General features: G+C 61.6%; 17 protein-coding genes. 11 read left to right on the forward strand and 6 right to left on the reverse strand.

What is annotated here, in order from left to right:
• Positions 1-47: 47 nt before the first annotated feature.
• Positions 48-971 carry an MBL fold metallo-hydrolase gene (locus CFR79_RS04180; protein WP_110547019.1) on the reverse strand — a complete coding sequence of 308 codons (924 nt, stop codon included), beginning with the start codon at positions 969-971 and terminating at the stop codon, positions 48-50.
• Positions 972-1,061: 90 nt separating this feature from the next.
• Between CFR79_RS04180 and CFR79_RS04185 the strand changes: the two genes are divergently transcribed.
• The 5 genes from CFR79_RS04185 to CFR79_RS04205 all read left to right on the forward strand — a co-directional run bounded on the left by CFR79_RS04185 (position 1,062) and on the right by CFR79_RS04205 (position 6,451).
• The gene (locus CFR79_RS04185; RefSeq protein ID WP_110547020.1) at positions 1,062-1,736 is read left to right on the forward strand and encodes a peroxiredoxin; all 675 of its coding nucleotides are present in this window, start codon (positions 1,062-1,064) and stop codon (positions 1,734-1,736) included.
• Positions 1,737-1,760: 24 nt separating this feature from the next.
• Positions 1,761-2,642: a formyltetrahydrofolate deformylase gene (purU, locus tag CFR79_RS04190; RefSeq protein WP_110547021.1), complete on the forward strand. Its 882-nt coding sequence runs from the start codon at positions 1,761-1,763 to the stop codon at positions 2,640-2,642.
• A 74-nt stretch (positions 2,643-2,716) separates the two neighbouring features.
• A complete protein-coding gene (mntR, locus tag CFR79_RS04195) occupies positions 2,717-3,172 on the forward strand; it encodes a manganese-binding transcriptional regulator MntR (protein WP_243705146.1) in 456 nt (151 codons plus the stop codon).
• A 21-nt stretch (positions 3,173-3,193) separates the two neighbouring features.
• Positions 3,194-4,531 carry a DUF763 domain-containing protein gene (locus tag CFR79_RS04200; protein WP_110547022.1) on the forward strand — a complete coding sequence of 446 codons (1,338 nt, stop codon included), beginning with the start codon at positions 3,194-3,196 and terminating at the stop codon, positions 4,529-4,531.
• Between the two features lie 90 nt (positions 4,532-4,621).
• Entirely contained in the window at positions 4,622-6,451 is a 1,830-nt protein-coding gene (locus tag CFR79_RS04205; protein ID WP_110547023.1) for an ABC transporter ATP-binding protein, read from the forward strand.
• A 10-nt stretch (positions 6,452-6,461) separates the two neighbouring features.
• Here CFR79_RS04205 and CFR79_RS04210 read toward each other — a convergent pair whose 3' ends face one another.
• Together CFR79_RS04210 and CFR79_RS04215 are read right to left on the reverse strand one after the other, a co-directional pair.
• A complete protein-coding gene (locus CFR79_RS04210) occupies positions 6,462-7,667 on the reverse strand; it encodes a retropepsin-like aspartic protease (protein WP_258373417.1) in 1,206 nt (401 codons plus the stop codon).
• Positions 7,576-8,565 carry an ion channel gene (locus CFR79_RS04215; protein ID WP_102325517.1) on the reverse strand — a complete coding sequence of 330 codons (990 nt, stop codon included), beginning with the start codon at positions 8,563-8,565 and terminating at the stop codon, positions 7,576-7,578. Before CFR79_RS04215 ends, CFR79_RS04210 begins: the two co-directional genes overlap by 92 nt.
• Positions 8,566-8,721: 156 nt before the next feature.
• Between CFR79_RS04215 and CFR79_RS04220 the strand changes: the two genes are divergently transcribed.
• Positions 8,722-9,621, forward strand: a complete 900-nt coding sequence (locus CFR79_RS04220; RefSeq protein ID WP_110547025.1) for a 3'-5' exonuclease — start codon at positions 8,722-8,724, stop codon at positions 9,619-9,621.
• Positions 9,622-10,306: 685 nt separating this feature from the next.
• Complete coding sequence (gene speB, locus CFR79_RS04225; protein WP_102325519.1) at positions 10,307-11,269, forward strand: agmatinase; 963 nt, start codon at positions 10,307-10,309, stop codon at positions 11,267-11,269.
• A 70-nt stretch (positions 11,270-11,339) separates the two neighbouring features.
• Here the strand turns inward: speB and CFR79_RS04230 are convergent, their stop codons facing one another.
• Positions 11,340-12,017, reverse strand: coding sequence for a DUF1028 domain-containing protein (locus tag CFR79_RS04230; protein ID WP_110547026.1), 678 nt, complete (start codon positions 12,015-12,017; stop codon positions 11,340-11,342).
• Positions 12,018-12,463: 446 nt separating this feature from the next.
• On the opposite strand from CFR79_RS04230, the gene CFR79_RS04235 reads away from it, so the two are divergent.
• From CFR79_RS04235 to argE, 4 genes are read left to right on the forward strand one after another with little or no spacing between them, the layout of a single operon-like run.
• Positions 12,464-12,970: a flavin reductase family protein gene (locus CFR79_RS04235; protein WP_110547027.1), complete on the forward strand. Its 507-nt coding sequence runs from the start codon at positions 12,464-12,466 to the stop codon at positions 12,968-12,970.
• A gap of 21 nt (positions 12,971-12,991) precedes the next feature.
• Positions 12,992-14,443 (forward strand): 4-hydroxyphenylacetate 3-hydroxylase family protein, encoded by a 1,452-nt coding sequence (locus CFR79_RS04240; RefSeq protein ID WP_102325522.1) that lies wholly within the window; start codon positions 12,992-12,994, stop codon positions 14,441-14,443.
• 28 nt (positions 14,444-14,471) lie between these two features.
• Positions 14,472-14,879 (forward strand): RidA family protein, encoded by a 408-nt coding sequence (locus CFR79_RS04245; RefSeq protein WP_162900523.1) that lies wholly within the window; start codon positions 14,472-14,474, stop codon positions 14,877-14,879.
• Positions 14,880-14,903: 24 nt separating this feature from the next.
• On the forward strand, positions 14,904-16,073 hold the full coding sequence (gene argE, locus CFR79_RS04250; RefSeq protein WP_102325680.1) for an acetylornithine deacetylase: 1,170 nt from the start codon (positions 14,904-14,906) through the stop codon (positions 16,071-16,073).
• A 49-nt stretch (positions 16,074-16,122) separates the two neighbouring features.
• On the opposite strand, the gene CFR79_RS04255 is transcribed toward argE, so the two are convergent.
• Together CFR79_RS04255 and CFR79_RS04260 are read right to left on the reverse strand one after the other, a co-directional pair.
• Positions 16,123-16,974: an alpha/beta hydrolase gene (locus tag CFR79_RS04255; protein WP_110547028.1), complete on the reverse strand. Its 852-nt coding sequence runs from the start codon at positions 16,972-16,974 to the stop codon at positions 16,123-16,125.
• Complete coding sequence (locus CFR79_RS04260) at positions 16,971-18,227, reverse strand: amidohydrolase/deacetylase family metallohydrolase (protein WP_110547029.1); 1,257 nt, start codon at positions 18,225-18,227, stop codon at positions 16,971-16,973. The genes CFR79_RS04255 and CFR79_RS04260 overlap by 4 nt, the downstream gene beginning before the upstream one ends.
• Positions 18,228-18,256: the final 29 nt, after the last annotated feature.

The raw sequence follows: 18,256 nt of genomic DNA on the forward strand, positions 1-18,256 counted from the left end.
TCCGTACTCAGTAATGAAAAAACCGGAAATGGCGGGGCGCGGCGCTGTCAGGCCTGATTGACCGGTATTTTTATGTAACTTACACCATTGTCTTCGGGTTCAGGCAGGTTGCCGCCGCGCATGTTGACCTGCACGGACGGCATGATCAGGTTCGGCAGCGACAGCGTGGCGTCCCGCGCGGTGCGCATGTTCACGAACGTCTCTTCGTCCACCCCTTCATGAACGTGGACGTTATGGCGACGTTCCGCCCCGATGGTGGTTTCCCATACGTAGTCGTCGCGTCCCGGCGCCTTGTAGTCGTGGCACAGGAACACGCGCGTTTCGTCTGGCAGCGAGAGCAGCCGCCGGATGGAATGGTACAGCATGCGGGCATCCCCACCGGGGAAATCGGCGCGTGCGGTGCCGTAATCGGGCATGAACAGCGTATCACCGATAAAGGCGGCATCCCCGATCACATAGGCCATGTCAGCCGGGGTGTGGCCCGGTACATGCATGGCCGTGACCGGCAGCGTGCCCAGCCTGAACTGCGCCCCGTCATGGAACAGATGGTCGAACTGCGACCCGTCGCGGGCAAAGCGGGTGCCCGCGTTGAACAGCCGTCCGAAAATGCCCTGTACGCGGATGATGGCGTCCCCGATCCCCAGCTTGCCGCCCACACGTTCCTGCAGCCACGGGGCGGCGGACAGATGGTCGGCATGGACATGGGTTTCCAGAATCCATTCCACCTTCAGCTTTTCGGCGGTCACATAATCCACGATTTCCTGCGCGAAGGCGGGATCGGTCCGGCCCGATGCCGGGTCGTAATCCATCACGCTGTCCACGATGGCGGCGGCCCGCGTGGCCGGGTCATGGACGACATGCGTGGCCGTGAAGGTCGGGATGTCAAAAAAGGTCCTGATGACCGGAACCTGTCCCGTCGCGCGACAGGTGGCGATCTGGCTGGCTGCTGCCGTGATGACAGGGTCTGGCATGGAACGCCTTCCATAATTTCTAAATTACATAATAAATGTATGTTATAAGATGGCTTGCGTCAAGGCGCGGCAGATGCAAAAGGGCAGGACATGAGCAGCGAGGGCAGCATATCCGCAACCGGCCATGTGATGGACATGCGCCCGTTGCGTATCGGTGACGTGGCGCCTGATTTTCAGGCCCGTACAACCAAAGGGGATATCCGCCTGTCGGATTTCCGCGGGCAGTGGCTTCTGTTTTTCTCTCACCCGGCCGATTTCACGCCCGTCTGCACCAGCGAATTCATTGCGCTGGCTCAGGCTGCGGACCGTTTTGCAAAACTGGACTGTGCGCTGCTGGGCCTGTCGGTGGACAGCCTGTATGCCCATCTGGCGTGGCTGGAAGCAATCCAGAGCAGGCTGGGGATCGAGATTCCTTTCCCGCTGGTGGAAGATCCGTCCATGGCGGTGGGGCGTGCCTACGGCATGCTGGACCGCACGGCCCGGAACAGTGCGACGGTGCGCGCGACCTACGTGATCGACCCCGCTGGCGTTATCCGTGCCCTGGTGTGGTATCCCATGTCGGTTGGCCGGTCGGTGGAAGAACTGCTGCGTCTGGTCGAGGCCCTGCGCCGCAGCGATGGCGATACGGTCATGACACCCGAAGGCTGGCAACCCGGCGATGACGTGGTCAGGCCTGTCCCCACCACGCAGTCCGGCGTATGCAGCGCGGGCACGCGCTGGTTCTATGATGTCATGCCCGATACGGGCCGCCCGCCGGCACGCTAGCGCCGTGCCAGCCAAGGGGGAAACATGTCCGCGCACAAGCCAGAATCCTGCCGTTCCTATGTCCTGACACTGTCATGCCCGAACCGGCCGGGCATTGTCGCAGGTATCAGTCGCGCCCTGTTTGATCTGGGTGCCGACATTGCAGGCGCACAGCAGTTTGACGAGCAGGAAAGCCATGTTTTTTTCATGCGCATCGTGTTCAGCCTGCCCGCCAGTGAGCCGGAACTGGCCACGCTTGAGGGCGTGCTGGCCGGGATCGCCGCCGATCTGGACATGAAGTGGTCGCTGCGGGAAAGCGCGCGGCCCACCCGTACCGTCATCATGGTCTCGCGTTTCGATCACTGTCTTGTCGATCTTCTGTACCGCTGGCGCATAGGTGAACTGGCGATCGAACCGGTCGCCATCATCGCCAATCACCCGCGCGAGACATACGCCCATATCAATATGGAAGGCGTGCCGTTCCATTATCTGCCCGTTTCATCCGCCAACCGGCCCGAACAGGAAGCCCGTATCGAACAGATCGTGTGCGATACCGGGGCGGAACTGGTGGTTCTGGCGCGTTACATGCAGATCCTGTCAGACCGGATGAGCGCATGGCTGGCGGGGCGGTGCATCAACATCCATCATTCCTTCCTGCCCGGTTTCAAGGGCGCGCGGCCCTATCATCAGGCGTTCGCGCGCGGGGTGAAGCTGATTGGTGCCACCGCCCATTTCGTAACCCCTGATCTGGATGAAGGGCCGATCATTGAGCAGGATGTCGAACGGATCACCCACGCCGACAGCCCCGATGACCTGATCCGCAAGGGCCGCGACATCGAACGCCGCGTTCTGGCGCGCGCCGTGCGCTACTTTACCGAACGGCGGGTTATCCCCACCGGCCACAAGACAATCGTTTTCAGCCCATGACACCACCCCTGACACCTGATGGGAACCATGGCGCGGGCCCCGCGCGGAAAGTGGCAGCGCAGCGCGTGCAGGCGATGCCTGACCCCGATATGCAGTCAGCCGGGTTCCGTCAGGCGCGCCTTGCGCGCAAGACCGCGCTGATCGAGGATTATGTGGAACTGATCGATGATCTGCTGAATGACGGTCAGGAAGCGCGGCAGGTCGATATCGCGGCGCGGCTGGGCGTATCGCAGCCAACGGTGGCCAAGATGCTGGTGCGGCTGGAAGCGGATGGTCTGGTCACGCGCCGTCCATACCGGGGCATATTCCTGACGGATGCCGGACATGACATGGCGGCCCAGAGTCGCAAGCGCCACCATACGGTCGAACGCTTTCTGCGCGCGCTGGGGATCAGCGACGCCAATGCCCGTATTGATGCCGAGGGCATGGAGCATTACGTGGGGGCTGAAACGCTGGCGGCCTTCAGTCAGGCGCTTGAGGCGGGGCTGGCCGATTTTCTCGTGGCGGCAAGGAAGAAGCGCAGCGGCTGACCCGTTGCGGGAGGGGACGCCATGACCAGACGCGCGGGCGCGGCCGACCTGCCGCTGCATACGGGCCGGGTGCCCGCATGGCTGGGACAGCGCATGGCGCGCCTTGGGGCCGTCATCACGCAGGCGGTCATCCATCATTACGGGCGCGATGAATTCCTGCGCCGCCTTGCCCATCCCTTCTGGTTCCAGTCCTTTGGCGCGGTCATGGGCATGGACTGGCATTCGTCAGGCATGACAACCAGCGTGATCGGTGCGCTCAAGCGCGGGCTCGCGCCGCTTTCGGGTGAACTGGGGCTGTATGTGTGTGGCGGGCGTGGGCGGCATTCGCGCCGCACGCCCGATGAACTGCTGGCGGTGGGTCAGGAAACGGGTCTGGATGCCACGCCGCTTGTGGCGACCAGCCGCATGGTGGCCAAGGTTGACAGTGCTGCCGTGCAGGACGGTTTTGATCTGTACCTGCATGGCTTCGTTGTTGCGGCGGACGGGAAGTGGACCGTCGTGCAGCAGGGCATGCATACCGGACGGCGCATGGCGCGGCGCTATCACTGGCTGTCCGAGGGTCTGGGCAATTTTGTCGAAGCCCCGCATGCAGCCATAGATGGCCGGGCAACGGGTGACACGATCATGAACCTGACGGACCGGCGGGCGGATGCCTCCCGCCGGGGACAGGTGGACCTGCTGCATGATCTGGGGCCGGACCGGCTGACGCGGGAACTCATGCGGATCGAGGGGCTGGCCCCGCCACCCGCCCCGGCGCAGGGTGAACTGCCGTATATGTGTCTGCCTGCCCATCACGATGTCCGGCCGGAGGACGTGAACATGCGTCGCCTGCACGGCGCGCTGGCTGCGGCGACCGAAGCGGGACCGCGTGATTTCACCGAACTGCTGCGTGTTCCCGGCGTTGGCGCGCGGACGGTGCGCGCACTGGCGCTGGTGGCGGAAGTGGTGCATGGCGCACCGTGCCGGTTTTCAGATCCGGCGCGGTTTTCCCTTGCCCATGGTGGCAAGGACCGCCACCCCTATCCTGTTCCGGTCGCGGTTTATGACCGGACCCTGTCGGTCATGAAGGCTGCGGTGACGGCAGCGAAACTGGGGCGTGAGGAGCGGCTGGACGCCATACGCCGTCTGGACAGCGCGGCGCGGCGGCTGGAGCGTGATGCGCGTGGCCCGTCCTTTTCCGCCATCATGGCTGAAGAACGCGGGCGTTCGCACGAATATGGCGGCCGCTCCGTATTCGGGCATGAACCACCACCGCCCCGGCGGGTTTCAGAAGGGCAGGGGGACAGGATCATGCGCCATGAGGACCAGCCACAGGACCAGCAGGGAACCGATCGTGATGCGTCCCGCCACGCGGGCTAGGGGTGTATGTGTCATGCAGGCATGATACGGGGCCAAATACGGCGGAAGTGCGGATAATCCATCCGTCATGCCACAGGGGCAGCATCATTCATGACAGTGCCAGATCATACGCCGCCTTCATCATCCGTTCCCGCCACGCAGTCCGATATGCTACGCATTACAGCCCTGCGGCGTTACCGGTACCGGCCGCTGCGCTTCATCCTTCATTACGTGCGGCTGCATGCACGCGGGCATGCGGTCATCATTACCGCCATTGTGGTGGCGGTCTCGTGCAATGTGGGGATGTCGGCCATCATCCGCCATCTGGTCAACGGCATGACGGAAGGCGGGCAGGGAACGGTGGCCGTATGGGTTTCCATCATCCTGTTCTGTGTCACGATCATATGTGACAATGCGGCATGGCGTGTTGCGGGGTGGCTGGCGTCGGGTGAATTCGTGCGCGTGGGCGGCGATGTGCGGCAGGACCTGTTTCGCTACCTGACCGGTCATGCCGCCACCTATTTTGCCGACAGGCTGTCCGGCTCCCTTGCCGCGCGGGTTTCGGCGGCCGCCAGCGCGGTCGTGGCGCTGGAGAACATGGGGGCGTGGAACCTGCTGCCTTCCATGCTGAACCTTCTTCTGGCCATCGCCACCCTTGGCACCGTCAGTCCGTGGATGGCGCTGGTGCTGGTGGCCATGACCATGCTGGTGGGACTGGTCATATACCGGCTGGCGGGGCGGGGGCAGGACCTGCATCTGTCCTATGCCGCCGAAGCGGCGGAGGTGGATGGCGAAATGCTTGATGTCATGCAGAACCTGCAGCTTGTGCGCGCCTATGGCATGATCGATTCGGAACATGCCCGCATGCGCCGGCGCATACGCGGCGAGACCGGACTGCACTGCCGTTCGCTGCGCTATATGGAAAAGCTGCGCATGATCCATTCGCTTGTCACGGCGGTCATGACCACGGGCCTGCTGATATGGGCCGTGCTGCTGTGGCGGATGCACAGGGCCACCACGGGTGATGTGGTGATGGTGACGACGCTGGGTTTCCTGATCCTGAACTGCACGCGCGATTTCGCCTTTTCGATGGTGGAGGCGATGAAACATGTCACCCGCCTGTCCGAAACGCTGGGGCATCTGCTTGCCCCGCATGAACAAAGCGGTGTGCCCGAGACGGCCATCCTGCCTTCCGCCGCGTGCCGGGGGCATGTCAGGCTGCACGATGTGACCTTTGCCTATCCCGGTGGGGCGCCCGTCCTGTCGCATTTCAGCCTTGATATTCCCGCGGGCACCCGCGTCGGGCTGGTGGGGGTTTCGGGGTCGGGCAAGAGTACCGTGCTGGCCCTGCTGCAACGACAGCGTTTCGTGCAGGATGGTGCCGTGGAGATGGATGGCATCAACATCCTGCAACTGGATGAAGCCAGCCTGCGGGCCGCGATGGCGGTCGTACCACAGGATGTGTACCTGCTGCGCCGCACGGTGGGTGAAAACATCCGCTATGGCCGCCCCGACGCGACCGAGGGCGAGGTCCGTGCCGCGGCGGAAGCCGCAGGCTGCACCGATTTCATCGCCGCCATGCCGCATGGTTTCGATACGGTGGTGGGAGAACGCGGTGTGATGCTGTCAGGCGGCCAGCGCCAGCGCATAGCGATTGCGCGGGCCTTCCTGCGTAATGCGCCGATCCTGATTCTGGATGAGGCCACCAGTGCGCTGGACGGCGAAAGCGAACGCCATGTCCACGCGGCGCTTGAGCGGCTGATGGTGGGACGCACCGTAATTGCGGTGGCCCACCGCCTGTCCACCCTGCGCGGGTTCGACCGGATTGTGGTGATGGAACGTGGCAGGATTGCCCAGCAGGGCAGTATGGCGGAGCTGGAGCGCGTGCCTGGCCCCTATCGTGATCGCCTGCTGGCCCATGGGGGCGATATGCTGCCCTGAAAGGCTGCTTTTATTGCGTTGGGCTGGTGGTAGTGGCCGGTGATGCGGGTGCAGCGCCTGCAGCGGGCGTGCTGTCGGGGGCAGGGGGCGGCGTATCGACCATGCGGGCGACGGCGGTGCGGGTGCTGAGCAGGCCATGCGTTGCCTGTCCCCGGTCGTCGGGCACGTTCTGCTGCGGGGTCATGAACAGCATGCCCTGCGGAAAGGAGATGAGGATGCGCCTGCGCCGCAGGAAGTTCATGCCAAGCACGTTGTAGCTGGTTTTCTCGATATTCGCATCCAGCGGCAGGTCATGCCATGACCCGATGGTGATGTTATCGAAATGATGCCTGTGCCCGTTCAGGATTTTTCCGGCATTGGTGCGTACGTTCATGTCGTCATGAAGTATCGTTTTGGTCAGCCCGATCTCGCGCGCGGTCCTGCGTGAAAGGGATGAAAAATCTGCCCCTGGTTCGATTTCCATGCGTACGGGACGGTCGCCCACCTGCATCAGGAGGCCGGTCAGCCGCCCCGTGGCGTCGGGCAGCATGATGACGCTGGTGCTGCCCGCCCCCAGCCAGTCCAGTCCGGGTGCGCAGTCCGGGGTATCGGCAGTCAGGAACAGGATCATGCGCCGGGCCGGAAAATCCAGCAGGACATTGTAGTTGCTAAGGATGTCGTACCCGATCACGCCCAGTACGTCCTGATTGCCGATCTGGGGGATGCGCATGCCCTCCAGCAGCGCGGGCACGTCCTGTGCCGCGCCGTTGCTTATGCGCAGGTCATGCAGGACGGTCGTGTATGTCGTGCCGGACCCGGCGATGGTCTGGATATCGACCGGGGCCTGAACGGGAAAATCGGTGGGCGTGCGGGCGTAGACCCCGACCCGGCCCTGCGTGATGCTGATATAGGCCAGACCGTTCACGCCGTTGAACGTGGCGGGAATGATCGGACTGCCGCTATTGGTCAGCAGGGGCACCGTAATGACATGGGTCAGGCAGGCATCCGGCAGGCCGTCGTAATCGGGCCGGGGTTGCGGTGTCGCCTGCGCGGCGGCGGGGGGATGATGGGGCGTTGCACGGGCGGGCACGGCGCAGGCCACGGACATGCCTGCCAGCATGATTGCCCGGCACAGACGGATGGCTTCACCGCCCTTCTGGCTGGTCCGCCATATCTCCCGGCGTCGCGGTATGTTCGGCCTGCGGGGCTTCGGTATGGTCAAAGCGGGTATAGTCAACGGTGATCCGTCCATCCGGCCCGGCATTTATAATATCGACGAAACGATGATTATACAGCATCCGGTCAAATCCGTAAGCGGATCGTGCGAAAACGGTCTGTCCCGATGCTTCGTCCGTTCCCGTCAGGCTTATGATGATTTCGGCTTCCTGCGCTGACAGGTCGTGTTCCGTCAGGCCATAAAGCGGGCTGTGTTCGGTAATGACATGGGTGGGCGTGCACGCGAAGCGCAGCACCGGTATGTGGGACTGCTGCAGGGGCAGGGGATCGAACTGCCGCACCACGCGTCCCGCTGGCGTACGGATCAGGCGGGCGAGGGCGAATTCGACATCTACCGACAGGATCGGGCTGCGCCTGCAGTTCGCAATGCGGATATCAAGATGAAGCTGGTTGTCTTCTGTCAGGATAAGCGCCTGCTGGCTGAACATGATCCGTGCGCGCGGGCGCGAAAAACGGGCGAAGACCAGTCCCGTCGCCAGCGCGTTGATCATCATGCCGCCCAGCACTTCCACCGTTGCGATCAGGTTTGCCGTGCGGCTGACCGGTGTCATGGCGCCATAGCCGACGGTGGACAGGGTCTGGACACTGAAGAAGAAGTAATCGGCAAAGCTGCCTGCATGCGCGCCGCTTACACCCGCGCCGTCCAGCATGTAAAGCAGGGCGAATACAATATTGACGCCCACATAAAGCAGTAGCGAGCCATAAAAGAAGCGGCTCCACGGCGCGGTCAGGGCATGATGATAGAAGTCAGACCAGATGCGGTCCACATGCCCCACCCGCACGACCGTATCATGCCCACGGTCTTCCAGTCGGTGGTGCATGAATTTATGGTGCCGCGTGCCCCCGGTGGTGGAAGCATGCAGGGGCGGTGTGTACGGTGGCCCGGCGTTCTGTGCCATGGCGTATCCAGTCTGTATGTGCCGTGTTGTGTCAGGACCGGCTGACCTGATTTATGTCATAATATGTCAAGCATTGCGGTGCAGCAACGGGTGCCGGGTAGACAGGGCCCTGCGCTGTTCGCATATCCATGACTGGCACGGCGCAGGAGGCGGCACATGACGGAACTGACCCCCGAACAGATGGAACATATGGCAACCACGCTGGAGGGGAGTGGACAGTACCGCATTCTCCGCCCGCTCGCGCCCCGCATGCTGGCGGACTATCCGCAGTCTTCCGTTACGCGGCTCGGCATGTTTCTGGACCTTGAAACCACGGGGCTGAGTGCGGCGAAGGACGAGATCATCGAATTCGGGATCGTTCCTTTCGTCTACACGCTGGAGGGACGGATTCTGGGCTGTCTGGAACCCTTCAGTCGCCTGCGGGAGCCATCATGCCCCATCCCGCCGCAGATCACGGCCCTGACCGGCATTACGTCCGAAATGGTGGCGGGGCAGTCCGTAACGCCTGAAGAAGTGGCCGGGTTTGTCGCGCCCGCTTCACTTATTATCGCACATAATGCAGATTTTGACCGCAAGTTCGCCGAGCGCTTCAGTCCCGTATTCACAACCAAGCCCTGGGCCTGTTCCATGCGCGATGTGGACTGGGCTGCCGAAGGGTACGAGGGGCGCAAGCTGTCCTATCTGGGGATGCAGGCAGGTTTCTGGTTTGACGGACATCGCGCGACGGATGACTGTCAGGCCGGGATTGCCATTCTTGACCGCGAACTGCCGGTATCCGGTCGTCCGGCACTGTCGGTGCTGCTGGAAAACGCGCGGCAGGTGCGGTGCCGGATCTGGGCTGAAAATGCGCCCTATGAATATAAGGACGTGCTGCGCCAGCGTGGTTATCGCTGGAATGACGGCACGGACGGCAATCCGCGCGCATGGTCCATTTCCCTGCCGGAAGGGGACGTGACGGCGGAACTGGCCTTCCTGTCTGCCGAAGTGTTCGCCCGCCCCGTTGATCTGCCCGTAACCCGCATTACGCCATGGGACCGTTTTTCAACACGGTGTTAGGGGGGAAGCTACTTTCCTGCATCCGTCCGTTCGGGATGAATGATTTGATTGCGGAACAGGTTGGGGAGAATTAAGGGGCCTGTGATATTCATGTAACCCGCATGGTTGTCTGCCCGGTGAATGCGTTTGAGCGGGCTGGCCGTGTATGTTTGCGGGGCATGAATGACATTTATTGGGGAGGTAAAAGACTGTTTTTGAGTGTCGTCTTTTTTATAAGGCGTATCTTCTGAAGTTTTGAAAAATCTTCACCAGAACTTTTATTTATCAGGTGTTTCAGGGAGATTGGACTGTACGGTTAAACCATGCAGTCTGGATATAACTGTTTCATAATATTAATGAAATGTCGCTTTGTCATATCTATGTGCTTCGGCAGGCAGGGTATGTTTTTGTTACGACTTGATAAAGACAATACCCGCTGATAGCGTAACCGCTACAGTGCAGGCCAGCAGGCGCGCTGCACATGTCCGGGCATCCGATACGGTTTCAGTCCCGTGCCTCTCTGGTTCGGTTTGACGGATATCGGGCTGTTGTCGTGGACAGGTTTCGGGGGCGTGCATCCTCTGTCAGATGTCGGGTCCACTGTCCCGTTCTGAACGGAAGCCGGTCGTGGACGGGTGTCGCGTTGCTGGCAGGCGTACTGATGATGTTTGAACTTCTTACGCCATTACGGCAGGACGGCGAGTAAATGAGTAACGCCTACGATTCAGGTCGCCTTGATCTTCCTTTTGTCGGTATCTGCAGTTTTGGCAAATACCCGATCCAGACCGACTGGTCCGCGATCGATGCGGATGTCGCCATTATGGGCGCGCCGTTTGATGGGGGCACGCAGTGGCGTGCCGGTACCCGCTTCGGCCCGCGCGGCATCCGGGAGGCATCGACCCTGTTCGCCTTCGGTCATGCGGGTGCGTACGATCATGAAGATGACGCCACCTACCTGTATGGTGAAGGCTGCCGCATTGTTGATATCGGGGATGCCGATATCGTCCATACCAATACCGAACGCAGCCACGCGAATATCGAAGCAGGCGTGCGGGCCATACTGGCCGCAGGCGCGTTGCCGGTCGTGCTGGGCGGGGATCATTCGATCAATATCCCCTGTATCCGCGCCTTCAGTGAACAGGAACCGATCCATCTGATCCAGATTGATGCGCATCTGGATTTCGTGGATGAACGTCAGGGCGTGCGGCACGGTCATGGCAACCCGATGCGTCGGGCGGCGGAACAGCCTTATGTTACCGGCATGACGCAGATCGGCATCCGCAATGTCTCCTCCACCGCGCGGGAAGGATATGATGATGCGCGGCGCTTCGGTTCGGATATCCTCAGCGTCCGGCAGGTCCGCAAGATGGGGGTGGAAGCCCTGCTGGAGCGTATCCCGGCAGGGGCGAACTATTACCTGTCGCTGGATATTGACGGTTTCGATCCCTCAATCGCGCCGGGTACGGGCACGCCCAGCCATGGCGGATTCCTGTATTACGAAGTGCTGGAATTTCTGGCGGGACTGGCGCAGCGCGGGCGTATCGTGGGCATCGACCTTGTGGAAGTCGCCCCCGATTATGATCCGTCGAACATCACATCCATTCTGGCAGCACAGGTGCTGCTCAACCTGATCGGGCGCATCCTGCATTTCCGCAAGACGCCAGCCTGACGGTTCTTTGCCCTCACGTTAGGTAACGTGAGGGCGTCGCCTGTTCCGGGCCGGGCATGAAAGCCGCTTTCTATTCGTCCCCCGGCACACCGTAGGAGGGGGATTCCACCGGATTGACGCTGCGCAGCGTATAGTCGCGCATCTGTGGCTGCCACAGATCCCACAGATCCTGAAGCTGCGCGATGGGTGTGTCATGCCAGTCAACCCGCAGGTCCGCCAGCGGCCAGCTATGGGTATCGACAACCAGCATCCCCGCCGATCGCACCGGTCCTGCTTCCCCGCCCGCCTTCAGCCCGGCGGCAAGGGTTGTGACCAGCCGCTGTCCCAGTTCCATCGTCGTGTCCGTGGCCGAAAAGGCTTCGACCATGGCGGCAGGAACCGTGTCATTGGCCAGCAGGTTGCCAGCACAGGCGACATTGTGCCCGGTGGCTGATGTGTACAGGCCCAGTGTTTTCTCACCCGACCAGACAGCGGTAAGGCCGGTGTCATCAATTGCCGAAATCTGCCGGTAAGCCGCGAATTCCGATCTGCGCACCAGTATGGCGACACATTCTTCCGCCGTGGCGCCGCGTTCAAGCAGGTCCAGCCCTGCCGGACCCAGCGAAGGATCGGTAATGTTCTGCGTGGCGACAGCCCCGGCACCGGCGCGTGCAAACGCGCAACGGCTGGCCACTGCGGGGGAGGAGGACGAAACGGCGATCCCGAACTGTCCGGTACGCGCGCATCTGGCGACAACTGAAAATGTCATGCGGTTCCTGTCATTTTACCATGCCGGATGAACCGCTCTGCTTGTGCGTTCATCAATCCGGCTTCGGGTATCAATACTTTGGGGCGGGTCCCGTCTTTTCCTGATCGGAATAATTTCGGAATAATTAACGTATCGGAAGCCTATAGTGATCGGCATGGATTTCAAGGGTCCAGGTTATCCGCCTCATGGGGCTGCGGTATGATGAGTGGTCTCTGTATTCAGCAGGATGAAATACAAAAGACATATGAAAATATAACAGTATTTCAAAATTCATACGTCACCAGAAACCATGTGCGCACGATAGGGGATCGGAAAATCCGATGGGCGGGATCGGGATTTAATTCTTTGCCCCCTGCCGGTTCCGGCACAGGATCATGACAGGTCGGCAATGAACGTGAACCGCCAGACGGGCACGTATCCGGCACGGACTGGTGCGAGGTACGGACATGACAGACACACCCCCCCTGAAGGAGAAGTTCCTCGACGCAATGCGCAGTGTCGCGACCCCGGTTTCAGTCGTGACCACCGATGGGCCGGGTGGCCGGTTCGGGCTGACGGTCAGTTCCTTCAACTCCGTTTCCGCCGATCCGCCGGTCATATCGGTATGCATCAACCAGCGTAGTCCCATGATTGCCGCACTGGCGCGGAACGGGCGCATGAACGTCAATGTCCTGACCGAGACGGGGGGCGAAATCGCGGCTGTCTTCGCGGGGCAGGCAGGACGGTTTTCCGCCTTTGATTTCGCCTGTGCCACATGGGCGCGCGATGATGCGGGGCTGCCGGTGCTGGATGATGCGCTGTCCACATTTTCCTGCGCCATCACGGCCACCATCCCCACGGGTTCCCACATGGTGTTCCTGTGCGCGGTCGAAAGCGTGAATTCCCGTGATGCCCACACACTTCTTCATTACCGGCGTGAATTCTGCCGCCCGGTTTCCATTCTCTCCCATTAAGACAGACGGAAGGTTTCGCCGATGATCCGCACAGGCAGGCAGTATCTTGATTCGATCCGCGACGGCCGGCGCATCTGGGTCAATGGGGAGCGCGTCAATGATGTGACCACCCATCCGATGTTCCGCCCCATCGTCAATATACGCGCACGTATTTACGACATGCAGCATGAAGATGCGTTCCGTGACCGGATGACCTATGTCGATGGGGAGGGGAACCGTTCGGCAATCGGCCTGAAATTACCCGAAACCAGACAGGACTGGGACGACAAGCGCCTGTCCACCGATACCGTTCTCAACGAGGTCGGAGGCGTTGTAACCCGCGTGGGTGATGAGACGATCGGGGAGATGTGGTCCCTGTACGATGGGCAGGACCTGCTGAACGAGGTCGATCCGCGCTTTGCCCAGAATATCCGCAATCATGTAGCCAGGGCGATCTATGCCGATCCGTTCCATGTTTCGGCCAATACCGATCCCAAGGGCGACCGTTCCAAGCGCCCGCAGGATCAGGACCCGGACATGCTGCTGCATGTGGTGAAGGAAACGGATGCCGGGATCATCGTGCGTGGCGCCAAGTATGAAACGGCGGCGGCCTACGCCAATCAGGCCTTTACCAAACCCACCATCGCCAACTGGGGGGATTCCGCCCTGTCCGATTACGCGGTGGGGTTCGTGTGTGACTTTTCCTCGCCCAACCTGAAATTCATCTGTCGTACCGGCTTTGCCGGTCGCGCGCCGGAGACGGATTATCCCCTTTCCAACCGGTTTGATGAGGTCGAAGCCCTCGTGGTGTTCGATGACGTGCTGATCCCGTGGGAAAATGTGCTGTTCTATCGCCATACGAAGGCGGCGACCTTCATCCGCGCCACCCTGCATCGCTACAGCGCATTCGCGTTCGTGCAGCGTAACCTGAAACTGGCGGACATGATGATCGGCACCGCGTTGTTCAACGTGCGCCAGACCGGTCTGGACCGGCAGCAGGCCGTTCAGGAAAAACTCGCACGCCTTGCCTGCTATCGCGAGGGGATCAACGCGCACCTGACCGCCGCCATCGCCATGGCGGAACCCAGCCCCGGCGGGCTGCTCATGCCCAATCAGTCCCTGCTGATGAGCGGGCGCGTGCTGGCGTGCTCGCAACTGCATGAAATGATGCACCTGACGCGCGAACTGTGCGGCGGCCAGATCTGCGTCACGCCGGATGCGGCGGCCTTTGCCGACCCGGAAACGGGGCCGTGGCTGCAGAAATTCTATACCATTAACGAAAACTGGGTGGCGGATGACCGGCGCAGGCTGCTGGCCTATGCGCGCGATCTGCTCAATTCCGATTATGCCGGGCACCGCCTGACATTCCAGCTTTTCGCGCAGTCACCGCCATTTGCGCATCTGGCGGCTGTGTATCGTAATTTCGACTGGAACCCGTCGCTGGATTTCGTGAAAAAATCCGCCGGTCTCAGTGATGCTGTCGTGGGAAAGTAAGGATATCATGACCGATCTGCCAGCTACGGTGACACATCGCCGCATTCGCCCGTTCAACACGCGCGAAACCTATCCCGAGCAGAATCTCGATAACGACCTGTGTCAGGCGGTCGTGGCGGGAAAGATGGTCTATCTGCGCGGGCAGGTACCGCAGGATCTCGACACGCGGGAGAATGTCGCGGTCGGCGACCCGGAAGGGCAGGCGCGCAAGGTGGCGGAGAATATCCTTCTCCTCCTGTCCGAAGCGGGGGCCGAACCACGCCATATCTGCAAGGTGACGGTCTATCTGACCGATATCCGCTATCGGGAAGTGGTCTATCGCACCCTTGGCCAGTATCTGCGCGGTGTATTCCCCGTGTTTACCGGGCTTGTCGTCGTGGCGCTGGCGCGGCCGGAATGGTTTGTGGAAGTTGATATCATCGCCCAGCTTGACTGATCGATGACAGGGGAAAACCGGCCCATGCAGTCTGGCGCGGACAAAAGCGGCACGATCGCCATTCTGGACCGTCTTGTCGCATTTCCAACCATCTGCGGCACGTCCAATGCTGACCTGATCGACTGGGTGGAACAGTATCTTGTCGCCACCGGCGCGCGGGTCGAACGCGTGCCAGGCGATGCGGAGGGACGTTCCAGCCTGTTCGCCACAATTGGCCCGGACAGCCCGGATGGCATCATCCTGTCCGCCCATTCGGATGTCGTGCCTGTCACGGGACAGGACTGGACGACCGATCCGTTCCGGCTGACCGCGCGCGATGGCAGGCTTTACGGTCGTGGCAGCAGCGACATGAAGGGTTTTCTTGCCTGCATGCTGACGGCAGCCGCCAGTGCGGGGCGCAGGACATTGCGTCGCCCGCTGCATCTGGCCATTTCGCATGATGAGGAACTGGGCTGTCTTGGCGTGCGCTCCCTGCTGCGCGCACTGGGACAACAGGGTGTGACCGCCACCGGTTGCGTGGTTGGCGAACCAACGGAAATGGGGGTCGCCGTCGCGCATAAGGGCAAGATCGCCCTGAAGATAACATGCCATGGCCGCGCCGCGCATTCCGCCAATCCGTTCAGGGGGCAGAACGCCATTGTTCTGGCATCCGAAATGGTCATCGCGGCCGGACGGCTGCAGGATCATATCCGGCAGGTGGAAACGCATGACGGGCGTTTTGAAGTGCCGTTTTCCACCGTTCAGATCGGCCTGATCGACGGGGGCACGGCGCTGAACATCGTGCCCGACCGCTGCGTGATCATGGCGGAAATCCGCCTTCTGCCGGGATATGATGGTGCGGATTACGTCGCGTGGCTGCATGATGCCGCCCGGCGGATTACCGATGATGGGGCAAGGGGAGGGATCACGGTCGAGATCGTGAATGCCTATCCGGGTCTTGCCAGTTCAGGGGACGGCGGGATTCTGGCAACCGGCCTGCGCCATGCGCGGCAGAATAAAACGGGTGTCATAGATTTCGGCACGGAAGCGGGACTGTTCGAAAGCGAACTGGGTATTCCGTGCATTGTCTGCGGGCCGGGTTCGATTTCACGCGCGCATAAGGCCGATGAATACATCCTGCCTGCCGAACTGGCGGAAGGGGATCGCTTCCTTGCGGGTATCCTTGACGATCTGTGTGCGGAACCGGGGGCGTGATGGCGGCGTTACCCGAAGCTTTTTGAAAAAAGCTTCACCAAAAACTTCTTTATGGTGGGAAGGCTGTTTCAGATGGCAGCATCATCCGTGCAACGCGCACCAGTTCTCCCTCAGGGTGGCGGAGGGCATCCAGCACGGTGAAATGATCGGCTCCCGCCACGGGCACCAGCGGGCCGGGACAGTGCCGGGTCGCGCGCATCCGATGTAGCGCGATACTGTCGTGACACAGGGCGGGCAGTTCACGGCTGCCATAGGCAATGGCCAGCGGTTTTTCACATGCGGGCAGGCGCAGCGGGGAAAGTGTCGCCACTTCCGCATCACTCAGGCGTAGCGCCGTATTGAATCTGGTGTCACGCAATGGCCCCAGTTCAAATATGCCCGAAATGGCCAGTCCCGCCGTGGCCGCCCTGTGCCCCAGCATCAATGCGGCCAGCATCCCGCCCGCCGACCAGCCCGAAAGCAGCCGTGGGCCAGCCAGACCATAGGTGGGGCCATGCCGGTCCAGCCATGTCAGCGCGGTATCAATTTCCTGCGTAATGGTGGTCAGCGATGCCTCGGGGGCCAGCGTGTGCCCCACCATTGCCACCGACCAGCCATGCGCGCGCAGCCCTTCGGCAAGGCAGGCAAAGCCTTCCGGTGCGTTCATCTGCCAGTACCCGCCATGGATGAATACCAGACACGGCGCATCCAGCCGGGTGGCGGGATAAAGCTGCCATACGGTGCGCGCACCAGGGGCGTAGGCGACATCCACCCGCCCCGGCAGGCTGTGCGCACGCATGCGGGCGGATTGTGCCCGCAGCGCGCTCATATATGTCTGGCTGTCCGCCACGGCGGCGGCGTTGTCGTATGCCGCGTCGCGCGCCGCCTGATCCAGCCGCCCCCATTCTTCGGTCGGGTTCATGCCAGCGGCGGGATCAGCGGGCTGTCCGCCTTGTGCATTTTGCCCGCGCGCAGACAGAATGCCGGGGCCAGCATTTCATCCACCTCCACGCTGACGCCGCTGTTGTCGGACATGGTAAAGCGACCGCGCACATGATCCAGAACGGAAATGTCCGCCTCGCGCCCGACCTGAAGCGATCCCAGCGTATCGGCCATGCCCAGCATCCGCGCGGGATTGGATGTGACGGTCGCCACGACCTCATCCATCGGCATGCCAAGATAAAGCAGTTTCGACATCGCATGGGTCAGGTTGAACGGCGCGACCCCGGCAAAGGGATTGCGGCCCCGGTCGTCCAGATCGGTGGCGGAGGGGACGCGCACGTTATAGCCATGCATGTCAGCCCCCAGCGTGTAGGGACGGATGCCTGCCGCCATGACCGTGCGCGCCATGTCGAATGAAAAATGCGACCCGTGGCCGACATCCACCGTTACGCCGCGTTCCAGCGCGGCCCATACCACGGGATGCACTTCCCCCGTTTCCATTGAAATGAAACCACCCGGATGCCGCGTGAACGGATGGGCCAGAATATCCCCCGGTTCCATCAGCGGCATCAGTTCGCGTACGATTTCATCGGGGTTGATATCGGGTGCGTCCTCCTTCATCGGCCAGAGCTGGCCCAGATGGATATAAAGCGGGATGCCCGCTTCCCGCGCGATGCGCTTGCCGATGCGGATGACATCCAGCCCCCAGCGCGATACGCCGCCCAGTTCGCAATGCGCCTTGATCCCGCGCACCAGATCGGCATTTTCCCGCGCGGCGCGCACAGAATGTTCGACGTTGGTCTGACCAGGGCCATAAAGTTCGGGGTAAAGGTGGCCTTCCAGCCCGCCCACCAGATAGGCGGACAGGAAACACAGCACCCTGCTGTCCGACGGGTTGGAAATGAAATTACGGAACCCGCCAATGGTCATGCAACTTGGTCCGCCCTGGTCAACCAGTGTGGTGACACCCGAACGCACGCCCACCAGATCGGCATTCAGGCCGAAGCGACCGGTTACATGTTCATAGATATGACCGTGCGTGTCGATCATGCCAGCCGTCACGATCTTGCCCGATACGTCATGCGTCTCGCGTGCCGCGGCATCAGGGCCGATCGTGGATTCGATCGCCACGATCCGACCATCGCGAATGCCGATATCGGCCACGCCGTGGCGTCCGGTCATCGGGTCGATAAGGGTGCCACCACGCAAAAGCGTGTCAAATGCCGAATTCATTGGTTGCCTCCGCCGCTATTAACAGTCAG

The sequence above is a fragment of the Komagataeibacter saccharivorans genome, assembly GCF_003207825.1.
GTDB lineage: Bacteria > Pseudomonadota > Alphaproteobacteria > Acetobacterales > Acetobacteraceae > Komagataeibacter > Komagataeibacter saccharivorans.

Excerpts from the sequence above, each read along its gene's own strand:
- CFR79_RS04180 (WP_110547019.1), bottom strand. The coding sequence starts at position 971 with ATGCCAGACCCTGTCATCACGGCAGCAGCCAGCCAGATCGCCACCTGT.
- CFR79_RS04185 (WP_110547020.1), top strand. The coding sequence starts at position 1,062 with ATGAGCAGCGAGGGCAGCATATCCGCAACCGGCCATGTGATGGACATG.
- purU (WP_110547021.1), top strand. The coding sequence starts at position 1,761 with ATGTCCGCGCACAAGCCAGAATCCTGCCGTTCCTATGTCCTGACACTG.
- mntR (WP_243705146.1), top strand. The coding sequence starts at position 2,717 with ATGCCTGACCCCGATATGCAGTCAGCCGGGTTCCGTCAGGCGCGCCTT.
- CFR79_RS04200 (WP_110547022.1), top strand. The coding sequence starts at position 3,194 with ATGACCAGACGCGCGGGCGCGGCCGACCTGCCGCTGCATACGGGCCGG.
- CFR79_RS04205 (WP_110547023.1), top strand. The coding sequence starts at position 4,622 with ATGACAGTGCCAGATCATACGCCGCCTTCATCATCCGTTCCCGCCACG.
- CFR79_RS04215 (WP_102325517.1), bottom strand. The coding sequence starts at position 8,565 with ATGGCACAGAACGCCGGGCCACCGTACACACCGCCCCTGCATGCTTCC.
- CFR79_RS04220 (WP_110547025.1), top strand. The coding sequence starts at position 8,722 with ATGACGGAACTGACCCCCGAACAGATGGAACATATGGCAACCACGCTG.
- speB (WP_102325519.1), top strand. The coding sequence starts at position 10,307 with ATGAGTAACGCCTACGATTCAGGTCGCCTTGATCTTCCTTTTGTCGGT.
- CFR79_RS04230 (WP_110547026.1), bottom strand. The coding sequence starts at position 12,017 with ATGACATTTTCAGTTGTCGCCAGATGCGCGCGTACCGGACAGTTCGGG.
- CFR79_RS04235 (WP_110547027.1), top strand. The coding sequence starts at position 12,464 with ATGACAGACACACCCCCCCTGAAGGAGAAGTTCCTCGACGCAATGCGC.
- CFR79_RS04240 (WP_102325522.1), top strand. The coding sequence starts at position 12,992 with ATGATCCGCACAGGCAGGCAGTATCTTGATTCGATCCGCGACGGCCGG.
- argE (WP_102325680.1), top strand. The coding sequence starts at position 14,904 with ATGCAGTCTGGCGCGGACAAAAGCGGCACGATCGCCATTCTGGACCGT.
- CFR79_RS04255 (WP_110547028.1), bottom strand. The coding sequence starts at position 16,974 with ATGAACCCGACCGAAGAATGGGGGCGGCTGGATCAGGCGGCGCGCGAC.
- CFR79_RS04260 (WP_110547029.1), bottom strand. The coding sequence starts at position 18,227 with ATGAATTCGGCATTTGACACGCTTTTGCGTGGTGGCACCCTTATCGAC.